Origin of the sequence: Paenibacillus koleovorans NBRC 103111 (assembly GCF_004000845.1) — a bacterium.
Lineage (GTDB): Bacteria > Bacillota > Bacilli > Paenibacillales > NBRC-103111 > Paenibacillus_AA > Paenibacillus_AA koleovorans.
Genome location: NZ_BIMA01000260.1, coordinates 1 through 898 on the forward strand (window position 1 = coordinate 1; position 898 = coordinate 898).

At 53.5% G+C, this 898-nt stretch carries 1 rRNA gene; it reads left to right on the top strand.

Going from position 1 to position 898, the window contains the following annotated elements:
* Window positions 1-126: 126 nt before the first annotated feature.
* A 23S ribosomal RNA gene (locus tag PKO02S_RS32080) occupies window positions 127-898 on the top strand; the annotation flags it as partial.

An 898-nucleotide genomic window follows, 5' to 3' on the forward strand; every position in this document is an offset into this window, starting at 1 on the left:
TTTGTTCCTTGAAAACTGGATAGCGAAACGATAAGAAATGAGAACTAGGAGCAATTCTAGAGCGATATTGCATGTTTGTTCACTCTACATCAAATTGCCCGCGATTCTCGCGGACAAATTGATCCAGGATAAGCAAGTAAGAGCGCACGGAGGATGCCTAGGCGCTAGGAGCCGAAGAAGGACGTGGCGAACGACGAAATGCCTCGGGGAGCCGTAAGCAGGCCTCGATCCGGGGATGTCCGAATGGGGAAACCCAGCAGCGGTAATACGCTGTTACTCTCACCTGAATCCATAGGGTGAGCAGAGGCACACCCAGGGAACTGAAACATCTAAGTACCTGGAGGAAGAGAAAACAAGAGTGATTCCGTCAGTAGCGGCGAGCGAACGCGGAACAGCCTAAACCAGCCTGCTTGCAGGCTGGGGTTGTGGGACGTTTCACATGGAGTCATAAAGGAGCAGATTAGGCGAAGCGGTCTGGAAAGGCCCATCAGAGAAGGTAACAATCCTGTAGCCGAAAATGTGCTCCCTCCGAGACGGATCCCGAGTACCGCGGGGCACGAGAAATCCCGTGGGAATCTGGCAGGACCATCTGCTAAGGCTAAATACTCCCTAGCGACCGATAGCGAAGCAGTACCGTGAGGGAAAGGTGAAAAGCACCCCGGGAGGGGAGTGAAAGAGAACCTGAAACCGTGCGCTTACAAGAAGTCAGAGCCCGTTAAAGGGTGATGGCGTGCCTTTTGTAGAATGAACCGGCGAGTTACGTTCCCGTGCAAGGTTAAGTCGAAGAGACGGAGCCGCAGCGAAAGCGAGTCTGAATAGGGCGCTATAGCGTGGACGTAGACCCGAAACCGTGTGATCTACCCCTGTCCAGGGTGAAGGTGAGGTAACACTCACTGGA